This is a genomic window from Shewanella sp. SR43-4 (assembly GCF_014163845.1).
GTDB lineage: Bacteria > Pseudomonadota > Gammaproteobacteria > Enterobacterales > Shewanellaceae > Shewanella > Shewanella vesiculosa.
Window position 1 is genome coordinate 286,251 of record NZ_JACJEB010000003.1, and the last position, 15,235, is coordinate 301,485.

A 15,235-nucleotide genomic window follows, 5' to 3' on the forward strand; every position below is an offset into this window, starting at 1 on the left:
AAACCCTCAGCGTTCCGGCAACATTTTCAAAAATCTAAAAGGTCGCGACTGAAATAGATCACGCTTTTAATTTCGTTTGAATTCCGCTTTGGCCCATCTTGTCATAAAGAGTGAAAATGCTAACGATTGTTATGGTGAATGGATTCACGAATGTCGTGGTGGCATGTATGCCAAAGAACGACTTGTAACTCGAAAGCTAGTGGGGATCTGATATGCAGGATGCCTTGGAATACGTGAAAGGCTATGGTCAGCTCACTGACTCTTTTATAAAGAGTCTTCAATGGCCTCAAGTTCAGAGTTGAATTTACCCATTTACAGGTACTCACTCATTTTTGGACAGAATTTTTAGAGAAGCTAGTGTTTCAGTTTAATTTTATAAAAGTTTACTCTGATTCGATTGAGTTATTAATATCCCCACCCAGTTTCATTTGAATGTCTGCGAAAGCGCTTGATGCTTGGAATGAGCCAAAAGCAAGCAATAAAATTATGACAGGCATTCAAAAATTAGAAACAATTGGTTACTTGTATGGTGTTGCCATGCTGACGCATGGGGGAGTTCAAAACACAACAATATCGATTAGCTCACACTGATAGGTTCAGCAATACCGTTTCAGCTCACATTTTTAAATGAGTTTTTTTGCTATGTTTTATTGTAAGCTGAGTCGCAATATGATTATTTAAGGAGGGAGTATGGGGAGATCACTTGTATTGTTTGTTGCCTTTAGTCTAATACCCATATCTTCTGTCTATGGAAAAGAATTAAGACTTGCCGTGGTACCTAAATTTCATAGTGTTTTTTTTGAGCGAAGCAAAGCTGGCTGTATAGATGCAGCGGCTCAAATAAAAGGCGTGGAATGCATATATCGGGGACCAGATATAAGTAATGTTAGGATGCAAGATCAGGTAATAAATCAACTTATTGATGAAGGTATAGACGGTATCGCAGTAGCCGTTACACAATCTAAATATCTCGTTAAAAATAGCCTTAAGAGAGCTAAAGAAGCAGGTATTCCGGTTATTACCTATGACTCTGATATTGATGTTTCAATCAATGAAGATCCTAATAGTTTACGCCTAGCCTATATAGGCACTGACAATTTTGAATTGGGTAAGTCATTAGGTGAAGAGTTAAAAAAACTTCGGCCCAATGGGGGAACGCTAATAATGCAATCTGGGCGACCAGATTCTCCCAATCTGAATTTAAGATTGATGGGTGTCCGTTCCGCATTATCGGGGAAAAAATACGATGTACCTCCTGGAGAATTGCTTAATAACGATTCGGGATGGACTGAAGTTAGAGAACCTTTCTTTAATTTTGATCAATTGGATCAATCTATTAATCAAATGGAGTCTGTAATGAAAGGTAAGCCTGTAAAAGCAGACTCTTTTATTGCTGTTGGTGGTTGGCCGCAAAATGACCAAGCACTTTATCGTAAAATGATTGCCCCGTACCAGGCAAAAATTAATAACAACAAGGTCATCATTGTTATTACTGACACATCCTCTGAACAATTAGCTATGTTGGAAGATAATCTTGTTCATATCAATATTGGTCAAGCCCCATATGAAATGGGAAGACTAGCCATTTTGACACTGTATAAAATTGTAACAGAACAAAAATATGAGAAAACAATTTACACACCTATCACAGTTTGCACACCAGAGAACGTTGATACATGTACCAAGATTACGGGATTGTAATCATATTTAAACAGCATGGTATAAAAGCTAACGAATAACTATTTATAATATTTCCCAAATATCTTTGAACAAAACTTTGTTTAAGGTATTAATTAACTCAGCTTACTTGGTATTAGTTTAGCTTGATTTATAATGTAGCTTCATTTGAGCTTATTGCCTGCAGCATGCTAATGTGCAGATGATTAAGCGAGACGCCACGAGCACATCCCTGTGGGCTTAACCAAAACATCCCTGTTTTGGATACTCGCTGACTCATCTACACCTGTAATTTAACTCTCTTCGATTTAGCCGCATAGTTGTCTATAGATGAAAGCTAAATAGAAAAAGCTCAAATCTAATTAGCTGACTTACTTTGGGGCTGATTAGTGTCAGCCTAGATACCCCGTATCGACACGTAGATGGACAGAAGCGAGCTACAGTAAAAGAGCTAACTCAGTTACTATGACCATTGAATACATGAACCAAAGTAATGGATTAATGTATTGCTCTATTCAATTTCATGATAATCCCTGGAACTCCCCAGACTTTTCAAACCTACTGCTAGTATATTCGAAGTACTCTTTTTTAGAACGGACTCTATCGCTTGAAGCATTATTTCTTACAAAAAATTCATTAGTATTGTGCCAACAAGGAAACGGGGAAGGGGTTACTTCTACTATAAGTACCTTCTTACTCACATCTACCTCTTCTAGTGACCAATCGACATTGTTAGATACGCTGATACCTAGAGAATTTTTCACCGCCTCTTTGAAGTTGAGAACAAACTTATCGTCGCTATTATTCGAATACGATAGATCATTTGCCAGTCCAAGTATTTTCCCATCGTCATCAACACCTACAAGTAGTGTGCCACCTTGTGAATTCAGAAAACTAGCGATAGTTTTGGTACATTCCTTTTTTAGAGCGGTATTTTTAGATTTTTTCTCGACGTCATATGCAAAAGAAGACTTGAATTCTAAATTTTTACTCTCTTTTTGATTTGCAAGATTGAGGACTTTAATTGCCTTCTTTGTCAGATTTAACACATCCATATCTAATAATTTTTGTAGGTTTTGTGAACTACTCATCCCACCTTGGGCGCTTAAACTAGCTCCAAAGTCAGCAGCTTTAGTTATCGTTGGGCATCCAGCTGGATAAAGTTTACAAATATGACCGATCTTATTGAACCCATCAACACACAGTTGATAGTATCTAGGAACATCTTTACTGTAGTCTCCACCTTCACTTAAGCGCTTAATTAAAATGTTGATGGTCTTTTTACTATTGTTGATTTTCACATCAAGACAAAGCTTAGATATATCGTTAATCCAAATTTGTAAATACTCTGGATATACTTTTTCAGTTGGCAAATCTATAGACTTTTCTATGGCTGTCAGAGCTTGGTATACCTTAGGGTAATTATACGACTTATTAAATATTTCCGAACGCATGAATCGAAACTCTCTAATTTTAAGGAGTATCGCCCATTCGTAGTAAAAATATGGCCAATTGCTCGTGGAGATTAGTTTTTCATATGACGCTAGAAATTTATTCGCCATTTGAGTTAATTCTCTTTCCATACAATACCTTAATAAGATTTTATCTTTTAAATGATATGAGGTTAACTTACGTATTTTTCAAATTAGAGAGGGAAAAAGCTTACATTTTTAACCATTAAACACAATAGTATTCAGTGTTTCCTTATTGTTCTTCGTTCGTATGATTACAAGCTCGCGTGGAGTATAATTAAGTTAGCTTTTAACTGACAACGCGAATCAAATGTAACCAAATCTAAGAGATAAAATGACCCAGTATAAACGGGATCTGGCTCCTGGCAGCATCCATGCCGCCGTGGAACGTATTGGATATATTCACAGCGTTCCAAAAGAGTGCTTACAAATTCCCCGCCGGAATGGCGATCAGTAACAATGAAAGTTCGACCTTCAAACCCAATTAACCAATCCTATCCAACACTACTCAAGTAAATACAGAAATGCCAAACCTTCATTCGAAAGCCAACAAACTTTGGGGCAGAAATGTGTTAGTCCTTAATACGCTTCCTCATCAAAAGCGCCAAAAAATATCAAACTATATTATAAACGCACAATACTTCCCCTTAATGGCTTTGTGTACGCCTTTGCGCATTAGATTACTCAACAGACTCTTCTACTTTGTAGTTTTCTTTCCAATGCCTCGCGAGAGGCAGCATTAAAATGTGAAGAACAAGCCACCATAAATACTTCGGAGCAGTTCCCCAATAGTTTGATGCAGGCACATACCCATGCGATAGCTGGTTTCTGAGGTCTCCGTACATTTTATCTAACAGGATCACTTGCAAGTTACTTGTAATATCAGAACCAAGCGTATCTATAATGGCTTGGTGGCCTAGCAATGCTTTTATGCCACTTCTCTCTTGAGAACCATCGCCATGCAATGTAGAAGGCTCTTCTCCTCTTTGTCTTGCTAGGTAGCGAAGAGAGTTTTCAATTTGCGGCACTAGTAAGTGACATGCAGTCATAAAGTCTCTATTGAAGCCTGCCAATAAACCTTTAACGAAGAACTCTTCATGACCGTCGGGAATAAAAGGATGGTTATGACAAATATGTTCTAGTGCCAACTCATTGATGTTGTACTTGGCACTAACTTCATTCATAGCAGGGAAAATTTGCCCTTCTACTGACAATTGATGATGTATTCCAATATTACGCATCATGATTGACCAGCACTGTAAGCCTTTTTCGTCTTCTTCTATCCCAAGGCTAGCCGGAATAACAGCTGTAGTCATCCCCTCGTGATCCATATGTGTTGTACCAAACATCCATGCAAAGCTAGAGCGCATTTGCTCTAATGCTTGCTCTTTCAATGGCTGCATTTGAACGGGAGACGCTATTGTTCCTAGCCTAAACAGAGCGTCGAACCAATCCTTGCTTTGTACACGAGCAACGGCATTGTGGACCAACTCTCTTATATCCTGAGGCTCAGAGACCATCAGATTTAGATCGTGCAATGACTCAATTTGTTGCTCTCTCATTTCTTCATAAAGCGCTAAGCGTCGGTCTTTAGTTCCTGGCACTTTTGCAAGAGCATCGACGGCTTTTAGCAATCGTCCCGCAGCAAACATTCCAGTCGGGCCTTTTTCTGCTGCTTTCTCATGACAATTGGAAATAGCCTCCCAAGTGTCGATTTTTTTTTGTTTTTCTCGCAAGGAATTGGCGGCATCCAATGCGACCTCGTATGCACTTATTGATAAGTTAAAGTCAGCGACTTCTAATGCGGCGGCAGCCAATTGAGTTGCTTCATCGAAAATCCAATTGCTCTCGTTGATTCCACACTCAAGGCATAGTGATAGTAATTTCAAAGAGTAGTAAGAGCGCACTTCTCCTTTATGGTATTCGTATTCTTCTAGTAGGTAATCAGAGACACTTTGAAAAAGGTCTGGCCGTTGGTTCTCTCTTCTGAAGAAGCAGCTAAGGCGCAAAGCTCGCTCAATTCTTTCGTATGGGATAACCCATGAGTCGGAAGACTGTGTAAGTTCTTTTGCTGACTCTAGGTAAGCTTCAATTGCCATGTAAGCATGCTCAACTGATCCTGATTTAGTTATCCATGCAATATCAGCCAATCTAGCTCTCAATTCATGGTTTTCAACTTGATCGCAAAAATCCTTAATAGCAGTCAAAGATTCTTTGCTAAAATCACTAGCAATCAAACCTCTGCGATCTTCGAATACAAATTTTGGTGAGAAAGGTGCTCTTGAATCTTTGGGATTGAAGTGCATCGAGCAGGCGGCAGCAAGTAGCTGTGCAGCTGGAGAGTCTTTTTTAGAAGTAAAGGCTGACTCAATGTTCGTGTAGGTGTTTTCTTTGATTTCAGAGAATAGGGCAGCAAGGTCTAATTGCTGTAATTCCTCTAAAGTCACGACAGTTTCTTGGAAAGACATTTGCACCTCGGTATTTGTTTTTTATACATTTTATCGTTTGTATTGTACCGACTCTTTGCTTTCCGTCACGATCAATTCATTCGTGGTAATGCATCATCTTGTTCCTGTGGTGCGTGAAGCGCAGCACCTAAACAGCTGATATTGCTCTCAACGTACTGAACCTTTGAAACTCCACATACTTAGGAAAAACTTGTTTGTATTGATGGATTAGAAATAATATCGCAATTTACAAACGAATAGCTTTCTATGCTTCAGAGCTCTAAATCGTTTTGGGGCAAAACCAAGTTAGCTGTTAACTTAACATTCGTACCAAATGATGCTAAATCGAAGAGATAGCATGAACCAGTGCAGATGCGACTGAGGGTATCGAAAACAGGGACGTTTTCGTTAAGCGGCCATAGATGGCGTAAAGCGTCCCGAAGCAGTATCTGCACATAAGCTCATAGCAGGTGATTGACTGCATTGAAGCTACAAGCTTCAAACCCATTTTACCAATATCCACTCATCCAAACACGGTTCAACCAAACATAAAAAATACCAAACCTTCATTCAAAGGCTAACAAACTTCGGGGCAAAGATGAGTTAGATTTTTGGCTTTTAAAGTACACATTCAACTCTGAACTTGAGGCCGTTGAAGACTCTTTATAACAGAATGCGTGAGCCTGACAGGACATCAGGCTAGTTTTCGCTGTACAGGTCGTTCTTTGCCTTCCATGCCACCACGACATTCGTGAATCCATTCACATCAGATTCCCATCGCAAGCGTTAGCATTTTTACTCTTTATGACAAGATGGGCCTAAGAAGGTTACAAATCAAAGTTAAAAGCCAAACTTATTTCCGTCGCAATTTTTTCGCAGCTGTTGTTTTTTAGATAGCTAAAATGTTGCCGGAACGGCAGGGGCCAATTCTTTTATAAACAGCAAAGGGCAGATTGCTGTTTATAAAAGAATTGGCCGGTGTAGGGTGGAACCTTGCGATCTTAATTCAAACGAAGTTTGATAACTCGGTATGGGCGAAGCGCCCGACGTTAGTGGCCGCAGGCAATAAGTCAGAATAGATACCTATTACAAGCTATCGATTTTACAGATTCAGCAAGCTAAGCTTTCCATTATTATAAGCAGAAGTTACCATGGATGCGGGTTGTTTCCGTTTCTCTCAGGCTCTTTCAAATTACCCTGCGCAGGCCTTCGACATCAAAGGATGAAATGATTCGACTCCAGACATCGAACACATTGAACAATCATCGATACGACATATCACGCAGCGGGGAATAGCCCTTCTACTTAATCAATAAGGTATCCCTATGACTAAGCAACTGTCCCAGCATACATCCGCAACTGTCGAGACAGTTGACGATCTTGCTAAATTGGCCAATTACTCTTTGATGGACACGCTTAATAGTGATCCTGACGCAACAACAAATGGCGACGACCATAGAGCACGACAAGTGTTTTCGGGGCACTATGTCCCTGTTAAGCCGACGCCTATTGAAAACCCTGAGTACGTAGCACACAGCCAACGCTTTTTTAGTGAGTTGGGTTTTGCAGACAGCATGGCGCAGTCTGCCGATTTTATTAGCTTGTTCTCTGGCGATATTTCGCAGGTTCCAGAGCCTATGCGCAAGGTCGGTTGGGCGTGTGGCTATGCACTGTCAATCTTCGGCACCGAATACATCCAGCAATGTCCGTTCAGAACGGGCAATGGCTACGGCGATGGTCGTGCGGTTTCGGTGCTTGAGGCTGTCATCAAAGGCAAACGTTGGGAAATGCAGCTTAAAGGGGGAGGTCGTACGCCATATTGTCGCGGCGCTGACGGCCGTGCTGTATTGCGATCGAGTGTGCGGGAGTTCCTCGCACAGGAACACATGCACGCGCTTGGTGTGCCAACGTCACGTTCGCTAAGTTTGTATGTGTCTAAAACTGAGACGGTCCAGCGGCCGTGGTATTCCGAGGGCTCTAACTCACAAGATCCTGACCAAATGATCACCGAGGCTGTGGCTATCTCAACTCGTGTGGCACCCTCGTTCATTCGGGTCGGCCAGCTTGAGCTATTTGGTCGCCGCGCTCGCAAACAAGAACACCCACAAGCGATGGCAGAGCTTGAACAACTGATGCTGCATTTAGTTGATCGAGAATACGCTGATGTTATCGATCCGCTACTCACCAATGCCGAAAAGGTATTGGTGCTGGCGGGCGAGTTCCGAAGTCGTTTAACTTCATTGATAGCGAACTGGATCCGTGTCGGCTACTGTCAGGGCAACTTCAACAGCGATAACTGTGCCGCAGGTGGCTTTACACTGGATTATGGTCCATTCGGATTTTGTGATGTGTTTAACCCGCAATATCAGCCTTGGACAGGTGGCGGACAGCACTTTGCATTTCTTAATCAAGGTGTGGCAGCGGAACGCAATTTCTTGATGTTTTGCACAGCATTAAGCCCATTACTGGCGTCTGAGCCAGATTATATCGACCAGCTGCAACAGCTGGTTAATGGTTTTTCGGCCGAGATGCAAGCAAAAATGGAGCAGATGTGGGCCGCCAAACTTGGGCTTGGCACTTTTAACGCGGCGCTATTTGATGAACTTGAAACGCTCATGCTGCAAACACCAGTGGATTACACTCTGTTTTTCCGCGAGCTTTCGGCGTTACCGAATGATATTGGCCCACTGAAAAAAAGTTTCTACCGAGACTTAGCACAAGCCCCCGCAGGACTTGAGCAGCGCTGGTCAGCTTGGCTGACACAATGGCAATCTCTGCTCGACAGTACTGTGGTTGACAGCTCTGAGGTTGGCAGTACAGGTGACACAAATACGCAGGCGCGCAGTCGTGATGAGATTTCTGCACAGATGAAGGCTGTTAACCCTAAATATACCTTGCGCGAGTGGTTGCTAGTGCCTGCTTATCAGCAAGCCAGCGTCGGTAATTATGCACCGGTTAGAGAATTGCAGGCTGTTATGACCCACCCTTACGCAGAGCAGTCCCAGCAAGTTGAGGACAAATACTATCGAACCAAGGCATCTGAATTCTTTGGTGTTGGTGGTTGCTCGCATTTGAGCTGTTCATCGTGATTTTTTAGGCTATTGTCACCGCCTGTCTAAATGATTCTATTTACATGGGCTGGCTGGCAATGATTTGATCAGTAACAGGGCTTGTTGTGGGTCCCATTTTCGGTGCAGCTCGGCAGTTAGCTATTTCTGTCTGGCAAAATCAAGCGTCACTAGGTTAGTGGCCACAGGTCATAAAAAAAGGGCCTCTATTGATAGAGGCCCTACAATCTTAATAAGATTAAAAGTGATACCTTTACCCAGTATTTATCCCCATTCCCATAGCAAATAAACACTGAGTAAAGTTACACATGCATTGTGTAGACATTTGATTGAAACCTCAAAGTATGCAATCAAACAATGCTAACGTGTTGTATCAAAATGGATTAACGTCATGAGTTAATGGATCATTCTTAACAGGGGATCTCATTGACGTCATTCAGTAAATTCAGTGTGCTTAATCGCTGCGATTGTGGCAATCAATAAAGTCCAAACTGCGACACATTGTCGCAGGCATTGTCTATTAATCCTCCTATGCATAGGTATTAGCCTGGTGTATGCAATGAAATGTAAGATATTTATCATCACGATTTAATCCTTCAGTATCAAAACTCTGCCTCTGAGAATCATCAAAATAATCTTGCTATCAAAAATGGAAAAGTCTGCGGCGATATTTACTAAATAAGCACTACATATTGTAAGGATATTGGCATACATTGGTTGCACGATTATGAGTCGTTAGTCATGACATTGAATCAATAAGTGTTGATTGAGTGCCATGTTTAATAACGCTTTGGGGATACATCGCTTATGAAAATAGCATTATTTATACCTTGTTTAGTCAACCAAATGATGCCAGAAGTGGCCATCGCAACCCTGACATTATTAGAAAAATTGGGTCATGAGGTTTTTTTCCCTGCAGGACAAACCTGTTGTGGACAGCCAATGACAAACTCAGGTTGTTTTGACGAAGCTAAAAATACTACCCTTAAATTACTCAATGCCTTCAAAGGGGTTGAGTGCGACGCCATTGTTTGTCCTGCAGCCAGTTGCTTAGTCGCTGCGAAAGAAAACTTCCATGAGTTTGATGGCAGCAAAGAAGCTCAAGATGTGATTAATAAGCTTTATGAGTTGACCGAATTTCTACATGACGTTGCTCCGATTAAATCCTTTAAGCGTCCCGTGGCAGCTAAAATAAGTCTGCAAATGAGCTGTCATGGTATCCGTATGCTTAATTTAGCCACGCCCACGGAAGAAATGGGCAAACAACGCTTTAACAAAGTAGAAGCGGTACTGGGCAACATTGCCGGGCTTGAAATTGTCTACCCAGCACGTATTGATGAGTGTTGCGGCTTTGGTGGTACATTTGCGGTTGATGAAGGTGCTGTGTCAGCCAAAATGGGTAAAGATAAAGCCCAAGCGCACGCCGCAACCGGTGCTAAATATGCAGTAGGGTTTGATCCCTCATGTTTATTGCATTTAGATGGCATGATCCGCCGCCAACAATTACCGATAGAAACCCGTCACATTGCCCAAATCATTAATGACGCACTTTAGGAGCCACTATGTCCGAACTATATACCGCATCGGGTTCTAAGGTGCATGCCCATAAAGCTGATATTTTTTGTCGCGATGAAACCAGAGTTGATTGGCATTCTAAAGCCCTGTGGGCATTACGTGAAAAACGTGATCGTGCCGCGGGCAGTTTACCTGAATGGGAGCAACTAAGGCTGCTAGGCTCACAGCTTAAACTGCACACCTTGAGCCATTTAGCGCAGTACCTTGAACAATTTGAACAACAATGCATTAGTAATGGTATTAAAGTGCATTGGGCTAAAGATGCCCAGCAACATAATGAAATTGTCCACGGTATTTTAGCTCAACATCAGGTTAAGAAGCTGGTTAAGTCTAAGTCGATGTTAACTGAAGAATGCCATATGAATCCGTATCTAGAACGTCACGGCATTGAAGTGGTTGATACCGATTTAGGTGAACGGATTATACAGCTAGCACATATGCCACCTTCGCATATTGTGGTGCCGGCCATTCACATGAAAAAAGAAGAAGTGGGTGAGTTATTTCACCAACAATTAGGCACTAAGGCTGGTGAGTCGGATCCCTTATATTTAACCCGTGCTGCTCGTGCGCATTTGAGAGAGAAATTCCTCAGTGCCGATGCGGCCATGACGGGGGTGAATATGGCGATTGCCGATCAAGGCGCTATTGTGGTGTGCACCAACGAAGGTAACGCTGATATGGGCGCTAACTTACCTAAGCTGCAACTGCACTCAATGGGCATTGATAAAGTACTGCCTGATATGGATTCTGCTGGGGTGTTATTGCGCACCTTAGCCCGAAATGCCACTGGGCAACCGATCACCACTTATTCTTCATTTTATCGCGGTCCGCAAGATGGCGGCGAGATGCATGTGATTATTGTTGATAATGGCCGTACTGAGATGATGAAGGATAAAATTTTAGCCGAATCGCTAAAGTGTATCCGTTGTGGCGGCTGTTTAAATACTTGTCCGGTATATCGCCGTTCAGGTGGGTATAGCTATAACTATACGATTCCTGGTCCTATTGGCATTGCTGTGGGGGCTAAGCATGATGATACCAACTCTATCCCTTGGGCATGTACTTTGTGCGGTAGTTGTACCTATGTGTGTCCAACAATGGTGCCATTAGATAAGATTATTGCTCATCATCGTCGTTTAAAAGCCGAGGCTAAGACTTTGCCTTACGGAAAAGGTGGCTATATGCCGTTAGTGGGGCGCTTTATGGCCAGTGAAACCTTAATGAATACCTCTATGTCGGCAGCAAGGTTAGCCTTACGGGTGTTACCGGGGAGTTTACTTAAGCCATTTAGTGGTGCATGGGGTAAGTATCGCGAATTACCAGTGGCACCAGAATCAAGCTTTGCTAGCTGGTATAACAATAATCGGAGACGTTAATATGTCGAGTAAACAAACCATTTTATCAGCATTATCACAGTCGGCATTGGATAATCATGCCATGCCTGAGATCGATGTTGTGGCAAATAATGATGATCTTGTCGGCCAGTTTAATGCCAGTTTACAGTCTGTTGCAGCTACGCTTCACACTGACGGCGGTTTAGCCTCGCTCCAGCAAGCTGTAGATGATCTGATAAAGCAAAATATGCAGGTGATATCATTAATTGAGGGCATTAAAGGTAATCGTTCAGTGCCAACAACTGCGCATCTTTTAGCGGATATTGATTATGCTGTGATTCCAGGCGATCTCGGTGTGGCCGAAAACGGCGCGATTTGGGTCAATCAACCGAGTCATAGAGTGACGCCATTTATTTGCGAAAACCTGATCTTGGCATTATCCAAAGACAATATTGTCGCCAATATGCATCAAGCCGTTAAACAGGTATCGCTGCAACAAGGTGATTTAGGATTATTTATATCGGGTCCGTCTAAAACGGCTGATATTGAGCAAGCATTAGTGGTGGGCGCTCATGGTGCCTGTAGCTTAAATGTGTATTTGTATTAATTTATATGAGCCAAGAGTCGTGAGTAATGTTTAACTCATGACTCATTAACACTAGCTTGCCGTGATGCCATTGACTAAGTCAGTGGCATCACTGTAACTGTTTGTCAGATTGAATCGATATCATCAAGCCATTGCAACAGCAAAAACCGCAACTCAAATCAGTAAAAATAGCCATCCACTGCCTTATAAAAGCGTTCAATCATTCCAAGTAGTTAAACCCAAGTACAGCTTAAAAATAGTCGAAAATACTCGCGGCTCGCTGCTGCAGAAACTCAATAAACAATTTTACCTTTAATGGCTGTTGTCGGCGTTGATGATACAAGATGCTGATACGGCGATGCTCGCCGGCCCATTGTGGTAATACTGTGATCAGCTCACCGTGTAAAAGCTGTTGTTTAACGAATAACTCAGGTCCGTATAAAATCCCGCCATCACCAACGGCTGCCCGCACTGCGCCGTGTAAATCACCTAAAGTTAACTTTGCCGGTCCATCGTAATAATATTGCTCACCGTCGCAATGTTTTAAGCTCCAGTTAAACAGTGGCCATACTTTAATTAATTGGTAATCAACCAGCTGCTGCGGGTGCTGTAGTTCAATCAGTTGCTTGGCATAAGTTGGCGATGCGTAGAGTCCGTAGTTCAACACCCCTAATGATGTTGACACCCAAGATGAGTCTGGTTGCGCACCACCTACTATCGCGACGTCGACACCTTCATCGATTAAATCAATGGTGCTGTTATTTTGGGTGATATGCAGTTGAATGTGCGGATGTTGTTTTGAAAAGTCATTAATCGCTTCAATTAAGATCATCGAGGTAATAGAGACGGGTGTTGATATCCGCAAAGTGCTTTGGGGTTCATTGAGTGCTTGGCCACAAATCGTATCGAACTGTGCCACCACATGATGATAACGGTCGAATAACGCTCCGCCTTCTTCTGTTAATCGCAGTTTACGTGTGCTGCGCATAATTAACTGAGTATTAAGGCTCTGTTCTAGTTTACTGATTTTGCGACTAACGGTGGCAATAGGTAACTGTAATTCTTGCGCAGCAGACGAAAACCCTCCGGCATTGACCACGTGAACAAATAGATGGATCAATTCAAGATGACAGGCTAAATGTTGGCTCATTAAGAAACCCTTATTTTATTATTCGACTTATCCATTGTTTGCTCAGCATTGAGTAAAACGGACAGTTGGGTGAGCATCTGGGCATCATATTGATATCAATAATGCCATTTTGGCTAATATTAGCATGGGCTGACTTAAGGCATTACCGAGTGATTGCATAAATTAGTGATAGGTAACACTTTAGGAGGGGATTTTATTTATTGTCGACAAAAAGTCTATTTTGGGGTTGTTATACGTCTTAAAGGTGCTATATTGTCGACAACTTGTTTTGAGTTATCCCATTTTATATTCAAGGTATGAGCATGATCCAGCCGATTACTTCAGCAGATAAGACCTTTATAGCCCTAAGAGACGATATCGTCGAAGGTCGTATTGCAGCGGGTTCTAAGTTGAGTGAAACTGAATTGTCGACAAAGTATGCCGTCAGCCGTGCGGTGATCCGTGAAGCCATTAATCGCTTAGAGTCGTGCCATATTGTTGAGCGTAAAGCGAACGTCGGTGCCAGAGTCGTAGCCTTGTCACCTCAGGGACTTATCGAATTATACCAAGTGCGTGAATCACTTGAAGGAATGGCAGCACGGTTAGCGGCAAAGAACATGACCGACGATGAAATAGCCGATTTAAACCAGTTATTGCAATCTCACTTTGACGAGGTCAAAGGTGGCGAGTCTTATTATCAAGAAGCTGGCGATGTAGATTTTCATTACCGCATCATCTTAGGCAGTAAAAATAAACACCTAATTTCAATGCTATTTGATGGCATTTATCACTTGGTACGCATGTATCGAGTGCAACTTGGCATGGCGGGTCCGCGTGTAACGACTGCTTATGATGAACACAAACATATTGTTCAAGCCATTTTAAATCGTGACGCAGAATTAGCCGAAATGCTGATGCGCCGCCATATTTTGTATTCTAAAAATAGTATCGAACATAAATTATCGTAACGACTATTCTGTAGCGTTTCGCGTTTACAGTATTTATTGCAGAGAGGGAAATATCATGAGTGCAGGTAAAAAATTTCGTCAAGCATTAGCCAATAACAAACCACTGCAAATAGTGGGTGCCATTAATGCTTATTCAGCAATGATGGCTAAGCAAATTGGCCATCAAGCCATTTACTTATCCGGTGGTGGCGTGGCTAACGCCTCTTATGGTTTACCTGATTTAGGCATGACATCGTTAAATGATGTGTTGGTTGATGTGCAACGTATTACATCTGCTTGTGATTTACCTTTGCTGGTGGACATTGATACTGGTTGGGGCGGGGCATTTAATATTGCCAAAACCATTCGTGATATGGAAAAAGCGGGCGCAGCCGCTGTGCACATGGAAGACCAAGTGGCGCAAAAGCGTTGTGGTCATCGTCCTAATAAAGAAATTGTCCCCGTAGAAGAAATGGTTGACCGCATTAAAGCGGCTGTTGATGCCCGCACAGATCCTGACTTTTTCATTATGGCGCGCACAGACTCATTTGCTCAAGAAGGCCTTGAAGCAGCAATTGAACGTGCTAAAGCCTATGTTGCAGCGGGTGCTGACGGTATTTTTGCTGAGGCAATTAAAACCGAAGAGCATTATCGTGCTTTTGCAGCAGCACTTGATGTGCCTATTTTGGCTAACATTACCGAGTTTGGCCAAACTGAACTGTGGAATAAACAGCAATTAGGCGAGTGGGGCGCATCTATGGTGTTGTACCCATTGAGCGCATTCCGTGCGATGAATAAAGCAGCCGAAAATGTTTACAGCGCTATTTTAGTTGATGGCGACCAAAAAGCGGTGGTTGATACCATGCAAACGCGGATGGATTTGTATGACTATTTAGGCTACCACGATTATGAACAAAAATTAGACAGCCTATTTGCCGAAGGCAAAAACAAATAGCCAGCCACTCTAAGAGTGTGGACTGCTTTTATAATCAAAATAAAA

General features: G+C 42.3%; 10 protein-coding genes. 7 read left to right on the plus strand and 3 right to left on the minus strand.

Translation table 11 applies throughout. The features are described from left to right. The first annotated feature begins 690 nt into the window (after nt 1–690). Nucleotides 691–1,701 (plus strand): substrate-binding domain-containing protein, encoded by a 1,011-nt coding sequence (locus tag H5123_RS05030; protein WP_124015019.1) that lies wholly within the window; start codon nt 691–693, stop codon nt 1,699–1,701. 497 nt (nt 1,702–2,198) lie between these two features. Here H5123_RS05030 and H5123_RS05035 read toward each other — a convergent pair whose 3' ends face one another. Together H5123_RS05035 and H5123_RS05040 are read right to left on the minus strand one after the other, a co-directional pair. After that, entirely contained in the window at nt 2,199–3,260 is a 1,062-nt protein-coding gene (locus H5123_RS05035) for a helix-turn-helix domain-containing protein (RefSeq protein ID WP_182697217.1), read from the minus strand. A 569-nt stretch (nt 3,261–3,829) separates the two neighbouring features. Further along, nucleotides 3,830–5,617 (minus strand): DUF4209 domain-containing protein, encoded by a 1,788-nt coding sequence (locus H5123_RS05040; protein ID WP_182697218.1) that lies wholly within the window; start codon nt 5,615–5,617, stop codon nt 3,830–3,832. 1,304 nt (nt 5,618–6,921) lie between these two features. On the opposite strand from H5123_RS05040, the gene H5123_RS05045 reads away from it, so the two are divergent. The 4 genes from H5123_RS05045 (at nt 6,922) to H5123_RS05060 (ending at nt 12,180) form a co-directional block, all read left to right on the plus strand. After that, nucleotides 6,922–8,685 (plus strand): YdiU family protein, encoded by a 1,764-nt coding sequence (locus tag H5123_RS05045; protein WP_182697219.1) that lies wholly within the window; start codon nt 6,922–6,924, stop codon nt 8,683–8,685. A 786-nt stretch (nt 8,686–9,471) separates the two neighbouring features. Next, nucleotides 9,472–10,218, plus strand: a complete 747-nt coding sequence (locus tag H5123_RS05050) for a (Fe-S)-binding protein (RefSeq protein WP_124015015.1) — start codon at nt 9,472–9,474, stop codon at nt 10,216–10,218. A gap of 8 nt (nt 10,219–10,226) precedes the next feature. Then, on the plus strand, nt 10,227–11,615 hold the full coding sequence (locus H5123_RS05055) for a lactate utilization protein B (protein ID WP_182697220.1): 1,389 nt from the start codon (nt 10,227–10,229) through the stop codon (nt 11,613–11,615). 1 nt (nt 11,616) lies between these two features. Next, a complete protein-coding gene (locus tag H5123_RS05060) occupies nt 11,617–12,180 on the plus strand; it encodes an LUD domain-containing protein (protein ID WP_182697221.1) in 564 nt (187 codons plus the stop codon). 229 nt (nt 12,181–12,409) lie between these two features. Here H5123_RS05060 and H5123_RS05065 read toward each other — a convergent pair whose 3' ends face one another. After that, nucleotides 12,410–13,309, minus strand: coding sequence for a LysR family transcriptional regulator (locus H5123_RS05065; RefSeq protein ID WP_124015012.1), 900 nt, complete (start codon nt 13,307–13,309; stop codon nt 12,410–12,412). A 302-nt stretch (nt 13,310–13,611) separates the two neighbouring features. Between H5123_RS05065 and H5123_RS05070 the strand changes: the two genes are divergently transcribed. Beyond that, entirely contained in the window at nt 13,612–14,256 is a 645-nt protein-coding gene (locus H5123_RS05070; protein WP_371698450.1) for a GntR family transcriptional regulator, read from the plus strand. A gap of 55 nt (nt 14,257–14,311) precedes the next feature. Further along, complete coding sequence (gene prpB, locus H5123_RS05075; protein WP_182697222.1) at nt 14,312–15,190, plus strand: methylisocitrate lyase; 879 nt, start codon at nt 14,312–14,314, stop codon at nt 15,188–15,190. The last annotated feature ends 45 nt before the right edge of the window (nt 15,191–15,235 follow it).

What these genes read in the sequence shown, in the direction of transcription:
- H5123_RS05030 (WP_124015019.1), top strand. Translation starts at nt 691, where the DNA reads ATGGGGAGATCACTTGTATTGTTTGTTGCCTTTAGTCTAATACCCATA.
- H5123_RS05035 (WP_182697217.1), bottom strand. Translation starts at nt 3,260, where the DNA reads ATGGAAAGAGAATTAACTCAAATGGCGAATAAATTTCTAGCGTCATAT.
- H5123_RS05040 (WP_182697218.1), bottom strand. Translation starts at nt 5,617, where the DNA reads ATGTCTTTCCAAGAAACTGTCGTGACTTTAGAGGAATTACAGCAATTA.
- H5123_RS05045 (WP_182697219.1), top strand. Translation starts at nt 6,922, where the DNA reads ATGACTAAGCAACTGTCCCAGCATACATCCGCAACTGTCGAGACAGTT.
- H5123_RS05050 (WP_124015015.1), top strand. Translation starts at nt 9,472, where the DNA reads ATGAAAATAGCATTATTTATACCTTGTTTAGTCAACCAAATGATGCCA.
- H5123_RS05055 (WP_182697220.1), top strand. Translation starts at nt 10,227, where the DNA reads ATGTCCGAACTATATACCGCATCGGGTTCTAAGGTGCATGCCCATAAA.
- H5123_RS05060 (WP_182697221.1), top strand. Translation starts at nt 11,617, where the DNA reads ATGTCGAGTAAACAAACCATTTTATCAGCATTATCACAGTCGGCATTG.
- H5123_RS05065 (WP_124015012.1), bottom strand. Translation starts at nt 13,309, where the DNA reads ATGAGCCAACATTTAGCCTGTCATCTTGAATTGATCCATCTATTTGTT.
- H5123_RS05070 (WP_371698450.1), top strand. Translation starts at nt 13,612, where the DNA reads ATGATCCAGCCGATTACTTCAGCAGATAAGACCTTTATAGCCCTAAGA.
- prpB (WP_182697222.1), top strand. Translation starts at nt 14,312, where the DNA reads ATGAGTGCAGGTAAAAAATTTCGTCAAGCATTAGCCAATAACAAACCA.